This window comes from Bradyrhizobium sp. USDA 4532 (assembly GCF_024171315.1).
GTDB lineage: Bacteria > Pseudomonadota > Alphaproteobacteria > Rhizobiales > Xanthobacteraceae > Bradyrhizobium > Bradyrhizobium australafricanum.
In genome coordinates this window covers 5,524,789-5,539,379 of the sequence record NZ_JALJZN010000001.1, presented here as the reverse complement: position 1 = coordinate 5,539,379, position 14,591 = coordinate 5,524,789, and the positions used below count along the sequence as shown (strand labels likewise).

Sequence of the window (14,591 nt, the reverse complement as noted above, 5' to 3'; positions counted from 1 at the left end):
AAGCCGGACTTGGCGCATGAATTCCGCATAGTGAACTTTCGATTGTCCCCGTTTGTATGCCACGCACACGCGCAAACCGGCCGCCGACATAAGTTCAGTCCGCCAGATGAAACTCGATTGCCTTCCGCATCAGGTCGGCGAACTCGGTCTCCTGGGTGACCAGTGCGTCGTTCAATCCGGCCACGCACAGCACCAGCGGTTCGTTCGATTCCGCAATCGGCGGCAGGTTCATGGCGACGGCGCCCGCGCCCGGCGTGACCAGGCCGAGCGAGAAAGCGTGCCCCTTGGCGCGGACCTTCTTCAGCTCAAGCAGCAGCGCCTTGATGTCGACCTGACGATCGGGCCGGCTCTCGTTGGCGTTGATCAGGCGCACCAGGCGGCGCACCTCCTTGTCCGGATAGGCCGACAGCAGCGCGTAACCCGACGCGGATCGCGCCAGCGGCCGCAGCGTTCCGGCCTTGACATACAGCCGCATCGGCAGCTTGGCCTGAATGATATGGACATACTGCGCGCTGAGCCCGTTGCGCACCGCGAGCATGATGGTCTCTCCGGTCCGCGCGGAGAGCTCTTCCATCAGATTGACCAGGCGTCCCTTCGTGAACAACGCCGGGCTCAGCCAGTGCCCCAGCATCGAGATCCGCGGCGTCGGGATATAGGTGCGGCGGCTGGTGTCATAGTGGAGATAGCCGAACGCCGTCATCGTCCGCATCAACGCCGAGGTGCTGGATTGCGGGAACTTGAGCGCGGCCGCGACTTCGATCGCGGAGGCGGCGCGCTGGTGCTCCTCGAAGAATTCGAGCACGTCGAACACGCGCCGCGCCGACTTGACTGCATTGTCCATCTTCGGCAGGTCGCGCGAGGTGTCGCCGGGGAAATCGGGGCCGTCGAAAGACCGCGCGCCGGCAGCCGCGCCGGCCTTCGCTACATCCTTCTTCGCCACCGGCATCGCTATCGTCCCTGCTGCGCCACCCGCCGCTTCAGCCACCAGCCATATTGCTCCGGCCAACTCGTCCACTCCGGATCGCATCCGAGCGCAAGCGCCGTCTGCGCGGGCCAGTTCGGATTCCACAGCAGTTCGCGGCCGAGCGCAATAAGCGTCGCCTTGCCGTCCCGCAAAATGGCTTCGGCGTAGTCCGGTTCGCGGATCAGCCCGACCGCCACCGTCGGCATGCCGACTTCCTTCTGGATGCGCTCGGCGAACGGCACCTGGAAGCCCGGGGTGCGCGACACCAGCGAATTGCCGCGCGGTAGCTTCATGCCGCCCGACGAGCAGTCCACCATGTCGATCCCGATCGCCTTCAGCTCCGCCGCAAACGCGATCGAGTCCTCGATCGACCAGCCGATGTCGACGCCGTCGACCGACGAGATGCGGACGAAGGCCGGCAGATGGCTGGGCCACTCCTCGCGCATGATCGCCGCGATCCGCAGCGGCAGGCGCATGCGGTTCTCGCGCGACCCGCCATACTCGTCGTTGCGGTTGTTCGCCAGCGGCGACAGGAACGAGTGCATCAGATAGCCGTGCGCGCAGTGCAGCTCGATGACGTCATAGCCGGCCGCCCTGGCGCGACGAAATGCCTGGCGATAGTCGTCCACCAGGGCATCGATCTGCTCTGAAGTCATCATCTGCGGTGCCGGCCAGCCGTCATCGAAGGGAATGCCGCTCGAGGCCGCGATCTGCCATGGGCCTTCGCCGCGTGCCTTGATGTCAGCTTCGCCGAGCGGGTTGCCGCCTTCCCACGGCCGCTGCGAGGAGCCTTTCCGGCCGCCATGTGCGATCTGGATCGCGGCCTTGGCGTTGAAGCTGTGGATCAGCGCGGCGAGGGCGGCGTGGTCCGCGATGTGCGCATCGTCCCAGATGCCGAGGCATCCATGGGTGATGCGCCCCTGGGTGTTCACCGAGCTCTGCTCGACGAACACGAGGCCGGCGCCGCCGGCGGCGAGCTTGCCGATATGCGCGGTGTGCCAATCGGTGGCGCGCCCCTCCTGCGCCGAATAGGTCGCCATCGGCGAGACCATGATCCGGTTTTTCAGTTCGAGGTCGCGCAGTTGCAGCGGGGTGAACAGCAGCGGCAGCTCAGTCATGGGATGTCCAGCCTTGCCTGTGGTTTCTTGCCTGTGGTGCGTGGATTCGTGCGCGCAGTCATTTCTTCAGCAGCGGACAGGCGCTCTCCTCCGGCGTCGCAAACGCCTCCTTGCCCGGAATCACCTGAACCAGCTTCTCGTAATCCCAGGCGCCCTTCGATTCGGCCGGCGATTTCACCTGCACGAGATACATGTCGTGAATGAGCTGGCCGTCCTCGCGCAGGAATGCGTTGCGGGCAAAGAAATCGTCGATCGGCATGTCCTTCATCTGCGCGATCACCTTGGGGCCGTCGTCGGTGCCGGACTTCTCGACCGCCTTGAGATAGTTCATCACCGCGGAGTAGAGGCCGGCCTGCACCATGGTCGGCCGCTTCTTGGTCCTGGCCATGAAGCGCGCGGCAAAGTCGCGGGTCTTGTCGTCGAGATCCCAATAAAAGGCGGTCGCGAGCTGCAGCCCCTGGGCGGCCTGCAAGCCGATCGCGTGGATGTCGCTGGTCTGCATCAGGAAGGCCGCGAGCTTCTGCGTATGCGCCATCCCGAATTCCTGCGCCTGCCGGATCGAGTTGGCGAGGTCGCCGCCGGTGTTGGCAAAGGCGATCACCTCAGCCTTCGAGCTCTGGGCCTGCAGCAGATAGGACGAGAAATCCATGCTGTTGAGCGGATGCCGCACCTCGCCGGCGATGCTGCCGCCGACCTTCTCCACGGTCCTGGCCGCGTCGTTGCGCAGGGCGTGGCCGAAGGCGTAGTCGACCGTGACGAAGTACCAGCTCTTCGCGCCTTCCTTGGCCAGCGCCCGCACCGTGCTGTTGGCGAGCGCATAGGTGTTGTAGGTCCACTGCACCGAATTCGCCGAGCAGCCCTTTCCGGTCAGATCGGAGGAGCCGGCCGACGACACCAGCATCGCCTTGTTCTTCTGCTTGGTGAGCTCGAGCACGGCGAAGGCGACGGCGGAATTGGCGAAATCGACGATGACGTCGACATTCTCCTGCTCATACCAGCGCCGCGCGATGCCGGCGCCGATGTCTGCCTTGTTCTGATGGTCGGCATCGACCATCGCGATCGGCTTGCCCAGCACCTTGCCGCCGAAATCCGCGATCGCCATCCGGACCGCTTCGACCGCTCCGGGGCCGGCGGCGTCGGCGTAGAGGCCGGCCTGATCGGTCAGCACGCCGATCTTCACCGCGTCGTCGGAAATCTGCGCGTGGGATGGCGCGGCGGCGAAGGCGACTGAGAGGATTGCAGCGCTCGCGGCGATCCATCCGTATCTCGATGTCATTGTCCCTGGTTTCCTCTAGTTCGATTGCCTTATGGCGTTGGTCTTGTCTTGCCGCAGGTCGATCATGCCCGGATGCGACTGCGGATCCCTGTCCGCGCCGAGCAGCACGTGCTTCTGGATCTTGTTGGTCGAGGTCAGCGGCAACTCGGCGACGAAAGCGATCCACGCCGGCAGCTTGAACGCCGCCAGGCGTTCGCGGCAGAAGCGGAAGATGTCCTGCGCGAGCTCGCGTGAAGCATCGGCGCCGTCGTTGCTCACGATGAAGGCCGCAACTTCCTCGTCGCGGATCGGATCGCGCGCGGCGATGACTGCGGCCTGCTTGACCTGAGGCGACGTCGTCAGCACGGCCTCGACCTCCGCCGCCGAGATGTTCTCGCCGGCGCGCCGGACCAGATGCTTCAGCCGGTCGACGAACACGAAGGCGCCGTCCTCGTGCTGCCAGGCGCTGTCGCCGGTGTGAAACCAGCCGCCGCGCCAGGCCTGCTCGGTGGCCTCGGGGTCCTTCAGATAGCCGGAGAACAAGCCGCGCCGCGGCGTCGCTTCCGAATGGCGCACGCAGAGTTCACCGACTGCGCCAGCCGGCAGCGTATTGCCGTCGGCATCGAGGATCGTCATTTCGAGCCCCGGTACGCTGCGGCCGATGGTGTTGGTCTCGAGATGGCGCGGCTCGACCGTGTTGAACGGACTGCGCCCGGTCTCCGTCATGCCCCAGCCTTCGACGAAGGGGATGCCGAAGCGCTCGCGGGCTCGCGCGCGCTGCTCGGGATTGGCGCCGACGCCCATCGAGAAGCGCAGCGCATGGGCCTTCTCGTCCGGCGTCTCCGGCTGCGCCAGCAGGGCCGCGACGATCACGCCGAGATAATGCAGCACGCTGGCGCGGCATGCGACGATGTCGTGCCAGGCAAACTTTGCGTTGAAGCGTTCCGGCAGGATCAGGCAGCCGCCGGTCAAGATCATCGCGATCGGGGTCAGCGTCAGGCCGGCCATGTGGAACAGCGGCAGCGGGCTGTAGAGGCGCTCCATTCCGGCATGATACGTCGCCTCGCCGCCGTGGCTGACGTACCAGCGGCCGGTCGAGACCACGTATTCATTGGTCAGGATGCATCCCTTCGGACGCGCCGTCGTGCCTGACGTGTACAGCAGCGCAGCCTCGGTCTCGCTTCCCGGCTCGTCGGCGCGCGGTGGCGGTCGCTGGGCGTGCGGGACTGTCTCGACGCTGGCGCCGAGATCGTCACCGGAGACGGTGAGCAGCGGAACGTCGCCGGTCAGCGCCTTCTGCAATTCCTTCTGATCGGCCAGCGTGACGATCAGGTCGGGTTCGGCATGCGCGATCAGGTATTCGATTTCCGCTGCGCGATAGGCCGGGTTGATCGGAACGATCGAAACGCCGATGCCGTTGAGCGCCAGCCAGTGCACGATGAAATCGGGGCGATTCTCCAGCAGCAGGCAGGCGCGGTGGCCGTGGCCGAAGCCTGCTGCACGGTACTGATCGCGCAACGCGCAGACCTGCCGCGCGATGCCGCCATAGGACAGTTCGACGCCGTCGGGAAAGTATGCGCGGTCGGCACGCGCGGGAATGCAGAGAAAGGGTTTGAACGCTGCCGCATCGGATGTCGCAGCGAACGTGCTGAACACGGTGTACATCGTGGCGAAACTTCCCTTCGACGGCCGCTGATCGATGCCAACGATGCCGATCCGAAGGAGCCCGGGTGCTTCGTTGAGCGCATTTGTCATGCGATCGCGACGTTGCGCGGAAGCTATAAGGACGAATAATATGCTGTCAAATCCATTATGAGTTTCCATAAAACTCATATGTAGTTTGAAGCCAAAAGCGGAGGTAACGAGATGAAGATGCATATGTTGTCGGGCGGCCGTCTCCAGATGTCGAAGCGGACCTATCTGCCCGATGCGGCGCGCGGCGAGATGATTGAGCTTCCGGTCGCCTGCGTGCTGTTGCGGCATGCGCAGGGCAATGTGCTGTTCGACACCGGATGCCATCCCGATGTCGCGACCGATCCTGAAGGGCGGCTCGGCACGCTCGCCAAATACATGCGCCCGATCATGCCGGCGGATGATCATGTGCTGACGAGCCTGAAGGCCGTTGGCCTTGGCGCTGATGACATCGACGTGGTGATCTGCTCCCACCTGCACACCGACCATTGCGGCTGCAACGCCTTCTTCAAGAAGGCGACGATCTTCGTCCACGCGCTCGAGATCGAGGCCGCGAATGCCGATAACGCGTTCGATCGCGGATACATCAAGGCGGATTGGGATCATCCGCTGAAGATGGAGATCTTCGACAAGCAGATGGATGTGTTCGGCGACGGCAAGCTGACGCTGGTCCCGCTGCCCGGACACTCGAAGGGAACGACCGGCGCGCTGGTCAAGCTCGACAACAGCGGCGAATTCCTGCTCGCCTCCGACGCGCTCAGTGTGCGCGCCAATCTCGACCAGCGGACCTCGCCGAGGAACAGCCTTGACGTCGGCCAGTTCCTGAAGTCGCTCGACGAGATCGCCAGGCTCGAGGCGTCCGGCGTCAAGATCATCTGCGGCCATGACGAAGCGCAGTGGGCCAGCCTGCAAAAGGGCCTGAACGCGTACACGTGAGGATTTTGGGCGCGGCTTGCAGATGTCGTTCCACGCGATATGGTGTGCCGCCGCCGGAGTTCATCTGGCTCACAACAACAAGGAAAATGCAGATGTCCAAGGATGGTTTGTGCGCGATCGTGACGGGATCGGCATCGGGACTCGGCGCCGCCACCGCGCAAATCCTCGCCACGCAGGGCGCGCGCCTCATCATCAATTATTCCAACAGCAAGGCGGAAGCCGAGGCGACCGCGGAAGTCTGCCGCAAGCAGGGCGCCGAGGTGCTGGTGGTGCAGGGCGACGTCTCGCGCGATGAGGACTGCAAGAAGATCGCAGCCGCCGCGCAGGGCTGGGGCCGCCTCGACGTGCTCGTCAACAATGCGGGCACCACCAAGCACGTGCCGCATCACGATCTCGACGGCCTGACCGCGGAAGATTTCCAGCGCATCTACGCCGTCAACACCATCGGCCCGTTCCAGATGGTTCGTGCCGCGCGCGCGCTGCTCGAAGCCGGCGCGAAGGCATCTAGCCGTCCGTCGGCTGTGGTCAACGTCTCCTCGGTTGCAGGCATTTCCGGCGGTGGTTCGTCGGTCGCCTATGCCGCGAGCAAGGGCGCGCTCAACACCATGACGCAGTCGCTGGCGCGCGCGTTGGCACCGTTGATCCGCGTCAACACGGTGTGTCCGGGCTATATAGATACGCCCTGGTTCACCAAGGGCCGCGGCGAGGCCGGCGCCAAGCAGGTGCGCGATGCCGTGGTGGCGCGCGTGCCGCTGAAGGTCGCCTCGACGGCCGAAGACATTGCCAACCTGGTCTGCTTCCTGGCGAGCCCGGCGTCGAGCAACATGACCGGTGAGTTCGTCCGCATGGACGCCGGCATGCATCTGATTCAGTGACGGAGCGCCGTTGCACAAATGAAAAATGCCCGGGCCTGGCCCGGGCATTTTGATTTTGAACCTGTCGTTGTTCCGTCATTCCGGGGCGATGCGTTAGCATCGAACCCGGAATCTCGAGATCCCGGATTCGATGCTTCGCATCGCTCCGGGATGACGCCTACGGCGTCACCTGTTTCCGATATCCGGGATCACGCGCGCCGCGACCAGCCGATTCCAGATGAACAGCACCACCAGAGCGCCGATCGTGGCGGTGATGAAGCCGGCACCTTGTTCGGGACCGTAATGGCCGATCGCCTGGCCGATGAAAGTCGCAAGAAACGCGCCGGCGATGCCGAGCACGGTGGTGAGAATAAAGCCGCTTGGATTGTTCGGTCCCGGCGACAGGAATCGCGCGATGATCCCCGCGACAAAGCCGACGATGATGACCCAGATGATGCCGCCCATGACTGTCGTCCTCCTCAGATGGAATCAACGCTACCGTCAGAGCCTGCGGTGCAACTCGTCGCCGCTTGGCAGCCGGCCGTCCGGCGTCAGGTGATTGATCGCGTCGGGCAGATATTGGCTGAGGCCCTGCAGCAGTTCGTCGCGCGAGAGGCCACTCTGCGATGCCAGCGAGTTGATCTGGTCGGCGCCGAGCGCGTTGGCGAGATCGCCGGGCGCGATCTGCTTGTTGGGACCGTTGCTGACCCAGGAATTGGCCGCGTCGCCATGGCCCTTCTGCTGCAGCTGGTTGAGCAGATCGCCGAGGCCGCCGCTGAGCACGGTGCCGGCTGCGCCGCCGGCGAGCAGGCCACCAAGGCCGCCCTTCAGCAGATCGCCGAGCCCGCCGCTGCCGGCGCCGCCAGGCAGGCCTGCGGTGACGTTGCCGGGAGGAAGCGGCGGCGCCTGCGCCGGCTTCGGCTCAGGGGCGCTCGCGTCCGCCTGGCCGCCGGAGAAATGCTTGACCGCCTTCCAGGCGAGCAGCGCGAGGATAGCCATCGTCATCGGCGACATTCCGCCGCCGCTCGAACTGTCGGATGAGGTGCTTGGCGCGCTCGGACCGCGCGGGCCGTTCTGCATGCCATTGAGTACGTCGAGTAAACCCATGATCGTCTCCTGCCGCAACCGTGCCCCGAGCGGGAAACATAGCTTCCGCCCATGACGGTTACAAGGCGGGCCACCCGGACCGCGGTGCGTCGAAATAGGCAGGCAACCCAAGGTCTGCTATCGAGCCAATGATGAATGGACGTTTGGCCAGATGAACCAGGACCGGCCGATTGGCATTGCGGGCGCGGGAAGCATCGGCTGCTTCGTCGGCGGCACGCTCGCGGCTGCGGGGCGCCGTGTCGTGCTGCTGGCGCGGCCGCGGCTGATCCAGGAGATCGCAGGCAACGGCTTGCGGGTCAGCAGCTTTGACGGCTCCGAGCGGACGGTATCCGCGGACCGGCTCATTGTGTCCGACGATCCGTCGATCTTGTCCGACGTTCAGACCGTGCTGGTGACGGTGAAGAGCGCCGATACCGCTGCGATGGCCGATGCGATCGCGCGCCACGCGCCTGGCGATGCCGCGGTGATCAGCCTGCAGAATGGCGTCGGCAATGTGCCGCTGCTGCGCGACCTTCTGCCGGGCCGCAGGGTGCTCGGCGGCATGGTGCCGTTCAACGTGGTCGCGCTCGGCGACGGCCGCTTCCATCGCTCGACCTCCGGCGACATCGTCATCGCGCAGGATGACGCAGGCACCGCGGCGCGGCTGTCGGTGCCGGGTCTTGCGATCAAGTCCACTGGCAATATCGACGGCGTGCAGTGGGGCAAACTGGTCGTCAATCTCAACAATGCGCTCAATGCGCTGTCCAATATTCCGCTGCGGCAACAGCTCGCGCAGCGCGGCTGGCGACGACTGCTTGCCGATCAGATGGCCGAGGGCCTGGCCGCGGTGCGCGCCGAAGGCATTGCGCCGGTGTCGCCGACGCCGCTGCCGTCGAACTGGATGCCGCCTTTGCTGCGGCTGCCCGATGCGCTGTTCGACATGCTGCTCGGCCGCACCATGAAGATCGATCCCGAGGCGCGCTCCTCGATGTGGGAGGATCTGCAGCGCGGCCGCCGCACCGAGATCGACTATTTGCAGGGCGTGATTACCGCGATCGCGGATCGCCGCGGGCTCGAGGCGCCATTGTCGCGCCGCGTCATCGCGCTGATCCGGAAGGCGGAGGCGGACGGCAAGGGCTCGCCGGGGCTAACGCCCGAACAGATCCGCGATGGCAGTGACCATGAACGCCGATGATCGTCCGCCACGTCGATCGAACAACAGAGGAGATGACATCATGAAATGGTCCAGCATCATGCTGTTCACGCTTGTTGCGCTCGCGGCCGGCCCGGTCCGTGCGGCGCCGCCGACCGTGACACCGTCGCCTGGCTATGATGCGCGCTTGCAGGAGCAGCGCGCGGCGGCTGCGGCAGCCAGCCGAGCGGCCACGCCTGCGCACAAATCGGTCGCGCCCCGACACCACAAGCGCACCCGCGCGCACTGATCCATTACAGAGACGACTTCAGATGAAGCTGCTGTTCCTCGCGCTCACCTTCGTGTTTGGCTTCACCACGGCCTCAGGTGCCGCCGACTATGCCGGCTCGATCAGTGCCTACCGGCGCGCCAACCGCATGCCCGCGGTGAAGCTCGACGCGAAGCTGAACGCGATGGCGCTGAAGCAGGCCCAGGCGATGTCGGCGACCGGATCGGTCAGCCACTCCGCGGGCGGCAGCTTCTTCACGCGCATCGCGCCGCTCAAGAAGCAGCGCGCCGCCGAGAATATCGGCGCCGGCTTCATCGCCTTCGCCGAGATGCTGAAGCAGTGGGAGAATTCGCCGGGCCATCGCGAGAACCTGCTGATGCCGGGCGCCAAGCGCGTCGGCGTCGCCTTCGTCGACAATCCGAAGTCGCCGTACCGCAGGTTTTGGGCGATGGTGATTACCGATTGAGCCTGCGGTGTCATTCCGGGGCGGAGCGAAGCGACGAACCCGGAATCTCGACGGAAATGGCAGAGAGATTCCGGGTTCTCGCTTGCGCGAGCCCCGGAATGACCAAGCGAACCGTCAGTTTCGCTTCGCAACCTTGGTCGGTGGCGGCGGTGTCGGCGTGAACAGCTTCTTCAGGCCGTCCAATCCCTCGGAAAGCCGCGGCCATTCGCAGGAGAACGTACCCTTCATGCAGTTGCTTGCCCGCGGCCGCGGTTCGGGAATAGGGACGGCCGCGACCCGCGGCTTGACCGGCCTTGCGGCGGGGACGGGGACTTTCGCAATCTCACTGCGCGCCGGTTCATTGTGCAATGACGCCTGCTGGATCTGCGGCGGCCGCACCGGCTGTGTCTCCTGCCGCTCGAGCTGCTTCGCATTGAACGCCGCGACGATACGCGAGCGGCGCTGTTGCTCGAGATAGCCGGTATATTCCTGGTCGATCTTCTTCTGCTCGTCCGGCGTCGGATTGGGACCCGCGATGTCGAAGCTGCGGTCCTGCATGAAGTCGTAATAGGTGTAGCCACCGCCAGGCTTGCGACGGCCGGCGAACTTGGCGTTGCAATCGGCGAGTTGCGCGGTTTTGTCTTCCCTGGTCTTCGCCTTCTCGGCGAGGTCGGCGCAGTCCTCGAAGTCTTTCGGGCCGCCGCGCCACCATTGCGCGTGCGCGCTCATCGGCGCCAGCACGCAAGCGACGGCGAAAGCGGCAACAGCCAACGTCGATGATCGTGACGGCATCACGGACATTGAGACCAAACCCGAACGACACAGAGTGAGCAGATTGTCGCCATTTTAGTGACACTTGTCACCCGGGAACCCGACGATTTTCCTGACCTGTGGAATGTTGCCGCGGCTGATGGAACACAGCCTTCGCGATTGGAATAATTGAAGAATCTCGTCGGAACGGGCCGGAGATCAGAACAATTCGCCTTTAATCGTTCACTTCACCCTGTGCAGCAACGCAACCAGTTCCGCCTGCCGGTGGGTGCCGGTCTTCTGGAAGATCGTCTTGAGCTGATTGCGCGCGGTGGCAAGGGCAACGCCGGCCGCCTGAGCGGCCGCTTCGACCGAATCGCCGCGCGCAAGCCGCGCGGCGAGGCGTGCCTGCGCCGGCGTCAGCTCGAACGTCGCCGCCAGCAGCGCCTGATCGAACGCGGCGCTGCCTTCGAGATCGCGGATCAACAGGATCGCGCGCGCCCCGAGGAACGGCGAGCGCGCCGCCGGAGGCACCGGTTGGATCTGGATCACGATCGGCCGCTTGTCGATCCTGCGCACCACGATCGGCGACGACGGCAATGGGTGCAGGTCCGAACTGTGGGCCAACTGATCGATCAGCCTGGTCAGATCGGCATTGGCCTGTCGGTCGAGCAGGGTGAGGCGATTGTTGCGGATCGCAAGGTCGTAGCCGAGGCAGCGTTCCGCCTGGCTGTTCATGCCGATGATGGTGCCGAAGCGGCCGACGGCAATCGCAGCGACCTGGATCAGATCGAGCGCGCCGGTGATGCCCGAGAGTGCGGAGCGGCCGACGACGGCGGAGAGCGTCGCGGCTTCCGTGAGCGGCGCCGACACCCTTTGCAGCGCCTTGATCTCGTCGGCGTCGAACAAGCCTTCCCTGGGCGAACGCTGGATCGTCAGTGCCCATAACGCCGGGCCGGAGTGGAAGCCGATCGCCGCGAACCATTTCAGTCCGAACTCGCCGAGCGTGGCGTAGAGCGGATCGCGCAGCATCTCGGTTTCGGATTCGAACAGATCCGCATCGGTGATGACATCGACGCCGGCATGCATCAGCGGCACGCCGCGGGCCGCGCGGATGTCGGTGAGGTGAAGATTGTGCGGGAAGTAGGTCTTGGTGAAATACTCGGTGATCGAGTCCGTGCGCGGAATGTCTTCAGTGCGGATATCGCTCTGAAGCATCGCAGCGCCGGTCGCGCCGACGGCGGCGCAGACCTCGTCCATGAAGGACGGCCAGGTCGAGGGATCGAGAACCACATCGCCGAGGCGCGCGGTCACATCGTCAAGCCTGTGCAGATCGACCAAAATTCAGCTCCGCCGATGCAAACAGCGTTGTTTTGTCAGGCGAAACAGGCTGCACCTCGTTGCGCCCGGTACCGGGCATAAGAAAACCCAGGGGCCCGATATGCAAGTTAAATCAGCGACAGGCTAGGGGCCGGGTCCGCAAGCGCTGGCGAAACATGATCGAAAATCGGCGGGTCCCGCTGGCCGGTGCGATCCGGCCGCTACGATAAGTGACCATCCTCACGGTGGCCGGCCTCGGTCAGCGCCACGCGGCAGAAGCTGGCGGCGATCGCGACGACCTCTTCCACGGCCTGCGGATATTGCTTCGACACCCAGCGCAGCGCGATCGAGATGACGGCGCCCACCATGCCGACCGAGAGCAGCGAGGCGGCCGCGCCCTTGCCGCTGCGCTTCGGGTCGAGCGCCGGCGGCACCAGGATGTCGCTGAAGACGCGCAAGGCGTCGAGCTTGACGGCATCGACCGCCGGACTGATGCCTGAAATTTCCAGCAGAAAGACCCGGGCGGGCTTCGGGTGCTGCTTCAGCCGCGTGAAATAGAGCGTCAGCGCCGCGTGCAGCCTCATCTCGGCATCGTCGCCTGCGGCTGCAGCGGCCGCGGTCATTTCCTCGTGCAGGTGGCCGACGACATGGCCGTAAGCGGCGATCAGCAGAGCCTCGCTGTTCGTAAAGGACTCGTAGAAATAGCGCTCGGTCAGCTCGGCCGCCTCGCAGATCGCCTTCACGGTGGCGCCGCGATAGCCGACCTCGCCATAGACCTCGATCGCCGCGTCGATCAGCTTGAGCCGCCGCTCGGCGCGGCGTTCCTCGGCGTCCATACCGCCATAGAGGCGGGCTTTCCGGCTGCTTGCCATGAAAGTGTATTGACACGAGGCATTGTCAGACGTCAAGTTATCTGACAATATGTATTGTCAATACTGCCACGGGAGGGTCAAGGCGTGTCCGTTCATTTCGACGTGTTGATCGTGGGCGCGGGACTGTCGGGCATCGGCGCCGGCTATCATTTGCAGGCCAACTGCCCTGACCGCAGCTACGCCATTCTTGAAGGCCGCGACTGCATTGGCGGCACCTGGGACCTGTTCCGCTATCCCGGCATCCGCTCCGACTCCGACATGTACACGCTTGGCTATTCGTTCCGGCCGTGGACCGAGCCGAAGGCGATCGCGGATGGCCCGTCGATCCTGAACTATGTGCGCGAGACCGCGCGCGCCTACGGCATCGACAAGAACATCCGCTTCAACCATCGCGTCGTGCGCGCCGACTGGTCGTCGGCGGACTCGCAATGGACGGTCGAGGTCGAGCGCGGGCCGGAGAAGACGATCGAGCGCTTCACCTGCAGCTTCCTGTTCATGTGCAGCGGCTACTACAAATATGAACACGGCTACACGCCCGACTTCCCCGGCATCGCCGATTTCGCCGGCCGTGTCGTCCATCCGCAGAAATGGATCGACGACATCGACTATGCCGCCAAGAAGGTGGTGGTGATCGGCAGCGGCGCGACCGCGGTGACGCTGGTGCCGGAAATGGCCAAGACCGCCGCCCATGTCACGATGCTGCAGCGCTCGCCGACCTATGTCGTGGCGCGGCCCGACGAGGACAAAGTCGCCAACTGGCTGCGCGCGCGGCTGCCCGCGAAACTCGCCTACGGCCTCACGCGCTGGAAGAACGTGCTGTTCGGTATGTATTTCTACCGGCTCTGCAAGCGCGATCCGGAGCGCGTCAAGAAGCTGATCCTCGGCGGCGTGCGGCATGCACTCGGTCCGGACTACGACGTCGCCACCCATTTCACGCCGCGCTACAATCCGTGGGACCAGCGGCTTTGTCTGGTGCCGAACGGCGATCTCTTCGAATCGCTGCGCAACGGCAGATCGTCCGTCGTCACCGATCAGATCGAGACCTTCACGCGTGGGGGCATCAAGCTCAAGAGCGGCAATGTGCTCGACGCCGACATCGTGGTGACCGCGACCGGCCTCGATCTGCAGGTGCTCGGCGGACTCGAGATCAATGTCGACGGCGCGCGCGTCGATCTGTCGAAGACCATGAACTACAAGGGGCTGATGTACTCGGGCGTGCCGAACCTCGCCGCCGCCTTCGGCTACACCAATGCGTCCTGGACGCTGAAATGCGACCTGACCTGCGAATATGTTTGCCGCATGCTCAACCACATGAAGGCGAACGGCTACGCGCAGGTCACGCCGCGGCGGAACGACCCTGATGTCGCCGAACTGCCCTGGGTGGATTTCTCATCGGGCTATATCCAGCGCGCCGCCGCCAGGTTCCCCAAGCAGGGCTCGCGCCGGCCGTGGCGGCTCTACCAGAATTATGCTCTCGATATCATGACGCTGCGCTTCGGCTCGCTGAAGGATGAAGCCATCGAGTTTCTCCCGGCGCGTCAGGCCAGCGCGGATGCCGCCTCGAATCCGGCACGCCAGGTGGCGTAACGCGCGACGCGCCAAACGCCATGCAACTTCGCGCGCGCCCGATGTGGCGCGGGCTGGCGATCACCCGGCAGCTCTGCTATGGGATGGCGACGCCCGCATGCTTTCGCTGCGGGCCGTGCGGTCCCGTAGCTCAGCCGGATAGAGCGACGGTTTCCTAAACCGTAGGTCGGAAGTTCGAGTCTTCCCGGGATCGCCATTTTTCGCTCGCCGCGCGCTGTCGGTGAGGCTTTTCACCACGCATTTCGGCGCCATCTGCCCGGCGTTCGCTCCCCCCAAGTTCACCCGAGATCA

At 64.8% G+C, this 14,591-nt stretch carries 15 protein-coding genes and 1 tRNA gene; 7 read left to right on the top strand and 9 right to left on the bottom strand.

Going from position 1 to position 14,591, the window contains the following annotated elements; translation table 11 throughout:
* Positions 1-94: 94 nt before the first annotated feature.
* Genes J2R76_RS25555 through J2R76_RS25540 form a run of 4 tightly spaced genes read right to left on the bottom strand, consistent with a single transcriptional unit; the run spans position 95 to position 5,092 of the window.
* Positions 95-946, bottom strand: coding sequence for an IclR family transcriptional regulator (locus J2R76_RS25555; RefSeq protein ID WP_057020165.1), 852 nt, complete (start codon positions 944-946; stop codon positions 95-97).
* Positions 947-948: 2 nt separating this feature from the next.
* On the bottom strand, positions 949-2,082 hold the full coding sequence (locus J2R76_RS25550; protein ID WP_076832814.1) for an NADH:flavin oxidoreductase/NADH oxidase: 1,134 nt from the start codon (positions 2,080-2,082) through the stop codon (positions 949-951).
* Between the two features lie 58 nt (positions 2,083-2,140).
* Positions 2,141-3,358 (bottom strand): ABC transporter substrate-binding protein, encoded by a 1,218-nt coding sequence (locus J2R76_RS25545; protein WP_076832812.1) that lies wholly within the window; start codon positions 3,356-3,358, stop codon positions 2,141-2,143.
* A gap of 15 nt (positions 3,359-3,373) precedes the next feature.
* Entirely contained in the window at positions 3,374-5,092 is a 1,719-nt protein-coding gene (locus J2R76_RS25540; protein ID WP_057020162.1) for an AMP-binding protein, read from the bottom strand.
* A 111-nt stretch (positions 5,093-5,203) separates the two neighbouring features.
* On the opposite strand from J2R76_RS25540, the gene J2R76_RS25535 reads away from it, so the two are divergent.
* Positions 5,204-5,965, top strand: a complete 762-nt coding sequence (locus J2R76_RS25535) for an N-acyl homoserine lactonase family protein (RefSeq protein WP_076832809.1) — start codon at positions 5,204-5,206, stop codon at positions 5,963-5,965.
* Between the two features lie 92 nt (positions 5,966-6,057).
* A complete protein-coding gene (locus J2R76_RS25530) occupies positions 6,058-6,840 on the top strand; it encodes an SDR family NAD(P)-dependent oxidoreductase (protein WP_076832902.1) in 783 nt (260 codons plus the stop codon).
* Positions 6,841-7,005: 165 nt separating this feature from the next.
* On the opposite strand, the gene J2R76_RS25525 is transcribed toward J2R76_RS25530, so the two are convergent.
* Both J2R76_RS25525 and J2R76_RS25520 read right to left on the bottom strand, forming a co-directional pair.
* The gene (locus J2R76_RS25525; RefSeq protein ID WP_024582682.1) at positions 7,006-7,284 is read right to left on the bottom strand and encodes a GlsB/YeaQ/YmgE family stress response membrane protein; all 279 of its coding nucleotides are present in this window, start codon (positions 7,282-7,284) and stop codon (positions 7,006-7,008) included.
* 36 nt (positions 7,285-7,320) lie between these two features.
* Positions 7,321-7,926: a YidB family protein gene (locus J2R76_RS25520; RefSeq protein WP_076832806.1), complete on the bottom strand. Its 606-nt coding sequence runs from the start codon at positions 7,924-7,926 to the stop codon at positions 7,321-7,323.
* A 151-nt stretch (positions 7,927-8,077) separates the two neighbouring features.
* Here J2R76_RS25520 and J2R76_RS25515 point away from each other — a divergent pair, with 151 nt between their 5' ends.
* Genes J2R76_RS25515 through J2R76_RS25505 form a run of 3 tightly spaced genes read left to right on the top strand, consistent with a single transcriptional unit; the run spans position 8,078 to position 9,792 of the window.
* Positions 8,078-9,100 carry a 2-dehydropantoate 2-reductase gene (locus tag J2R76_RS25515; RefSeq protein WP_076832803.1) on the top strand — a complete coding sequence of 341 codons (1,023 nt, stop codon included), beginning with the start codon at positions 8,078-8,080 and terminating at the stop codon, positions 9,098-9,100.
* A 40-nt stretch (positions 9,101-9,140) separates the two neighbouring features.
* Positions 9,141-9,347, top strand: a complete 207-nt coding sequence (locus J2R76_RS25510; protein ID WP_057020159.1) for a hypothetical protein — start codon at positions 9,141-9,143, stop codon at positions 9,345-9,347.
* A gap of 22 nt (positions 9,348-9,369) precedes the next feature.
* Positions 9,370-9,792, top strand: coding sequence for a CAP domain-containing protein (locus J2R76_RS25505; RefSeq protein ID WP_057020158.1), 423 nt, complete (start codon positions 9,370-9,372; stop codon positions 9,790-9,792).
* 114 nt (positions 9,793-9,906) lie between these two features.
* Here the strand turns inward: J2R76_RS25505 and J2R76_RS25500 are convergent, their stop codons facing one another.
* From J2R76_RS25500 to J2R76_RS25490, 3 genes are all read right to left on the bottom strand, one after another.
* Positions 9,907-10,572, bottom strand: coding sequence for a hypothetical protein (locus tag J2R76_RS25500; protein ID WP_076832800.1), 666 nt, complete (start codon positions 10,570-10,572; stop codon positions 9,907-9,909).
* A gap of 192 nt (positions 10,573-10,764) precedes the next feature.
* Complete coding sequence (locus tag J2R76_RS25495; RefSeq protein ID WP_057020156.1) at positions 10,765-11,862, bottom strand: hypothetical protein; 1,098 nt, start codon at positions 11,860-11,862, stop codon at positions 10,765-10,767.
* 200 nt (positions 11,863-12,062) lie between these two features.
* A complete protein-coding gene (locus J2R76_RS25490; RefSeq protein WP_076832797.1) occupies positions 12,063-12,713 on the bottom strand; it encodes a TetR/AcrR family transcriptional regulator in 651 nt (216 codons plus the stop codon).
* A gap of 84 nt (positions 12,714-12,797) precedes the next feature.
* Here J2R76_RS25490 and J2R76_RS25485 point away from each other — a divergent pair, with 84 nt between their 5' ends.
* Together J2R76_RS25485 and J2R76_RS25480 are read left to right on the top strand one after the other, a co-directional pair.
* Entirely contained in the window at positions 12,798-14,300 is a 1,503-nt protein-coding gene (locus tag J2R76_RS25485) for an NAD(P)/FAD-dependent oxidoreductase (RefSeq protein WP_083715167.1), read from the top strand.
* 119 nt (positions 14,301-14,419) lie between these two features.
* A tRNA-Arg gene (locus tag J2R76_RS25480) sits at positions 14,420-14,496 on the top strand.
* The last annotated feature ends 95 nt before the right edge of the window (positions 14,497-14,591 follow it).